Annotated in this window: 1 protein-coding gene and 1 pseudogene; one reads left to right on the forward strand and one right to left on the reverse strand. The window is 46.2% G+C overall.

The annotated features are described in order from the left end of the window. Positions 1-99 precede the first annotated feature (99 nt). Positions 100-927 carry an S-layer homology domain-containing protein gene (locus HMPREF2605_RS03000; protein WP_239662515.1) on the forward strand — a complete coding sequence of 276 codons (828 nt, stop codon included), beginning with the start codon at positions 100-102 and terminating at the stop codon, positions 925-927. A gap of 50 nt (positions 928-977) precedes the next feature. Here the strand turns inward: HMPREF2605_RS03000 and HMPREF2605_RS09575 are convergent. After that, positions 978-1332, reverse strand: a pseudogene (locus HMPREF2605_RS09575) (hypothetical protein); the annotation flags it as partial.

A 1332-nucleotide genomic window follows, 5' to 3' on the forward strand; every position in this document is an offset into this window, starting at 1 on the left:
TAAATCTCTACCTGAAGGTTAGGATTTTTGGTACGCTGAGAACGTTCTACTCATTGGGGCGCACAAAGATTGTGCCTCCCCTCTGTTCATGAAGGAGCTATGATGCTTCGACAATTATTCACCCGCCCCACAAAGCGGGCCATCCAGGCCGGTGGCACGGTACTGCTGGCAGGTGCCATGGTGTGCGGTAGTGTTCCGGCGTATGCCACCGGGCATTTGAAGCCTCACGAGGTGACCCCCATTGTACAGCCGGACGAACCGGCAGTGACCTGCAACGACCGCGCAGAATATGAGTACTATCGGCAAGATGGTGAATTGGGGCGTCGCGTTATCTTTAATTGGGCGCAGTGCATTGGTCTGATTTCTGAGTATCAGAAGCACCAAATGGTCAAGAAAGATAGTGTTATCTCTCGTGGCCAGTTTGTGGAGTATTTGTACCGTCTGTCGGGTTCTCCTGAGGTGAAGAATCTTCCAGCTCAGTCACCGTACGGTGATATTAAGACTGATGATCCGCGTTTTCCTGTGGTGATGTGGGCTCGTGAGCGGGGCATTACCTGGGGTTGGAGTGATGGGAATTTCCATTATGATACCCCTGCTAGTGAGTCTTCTACTGCCTTGATGGTGTATCGGTTGGCGGGCAGTCCAAAAGTAACGGTAGCTGCATATGACCCTGAGAAGTATTTCCCCCCTACTCCTTGGAAGGAAAAATGGCCGAATATGCCATATAATTCGGAGCTTCATAAGGCATACACCTGGTTACACTATGGTCTTCAGAATCCAAATAATGAAGATTCTATTGAGAACGTATCGTATCGACGGTATGGTATCGTATCGCCTAACGATGAATTTGAATGGTTGGCTTACGCTACTTATGAGCAGGCTATCGAAGTGATTCGTCTAGCAGATAAATCTTTCAAATTTAAATAAACTATGTGCGCCTCACCTAATGTTAGGTGAGGCGCACATTTTAGTAATTTTTATTCAGTGATTGGAAAATCTTTTTTATTAGAAATATCTGCTGAATCCTCAGTAGATTTATAGACATACTGATTAATTTCAATCTTGTAGGGTGGGTTCAGGGAATTTTTAATAGAAAACTTCCATTTATCGTTCAGAACCTTGGGTTTAGGTTTGTTATTGTCTTCGTAGTCCATGTGGCATTCGTCGTATGCGTTTGCTCCAATAATATTCAAACGCCTAACACTACCTTCAAGATAGAAGCCCCACAGTGAAGCGAGGATTCTTTCTAGGGGTACTTCTTGGCTTGGCCCGTAGGGGTTGTCTGAGCGTACTCCCGTGAAAGTGCAGTCGCTAGCCCACGAGCTGATATAC

This window comes from Rothia sp. HMSC065C03 (assembly GCF_001837295.1).
GTDB lineage: Bacteria > Actinomycetota > Actinomycetes > Actinomycetales > Micrococcaceae > Rothia.

What these genes read in the sequence shown, in the direction of transcription:
- HMPREF2605_RS03000 (WP_239662515.1), top strand. Translation starts at nt 100, where the DNA reads ATGATGCTTCGACAATTATTCACCCGCCCCACAAAGCGGGCCATCCAG.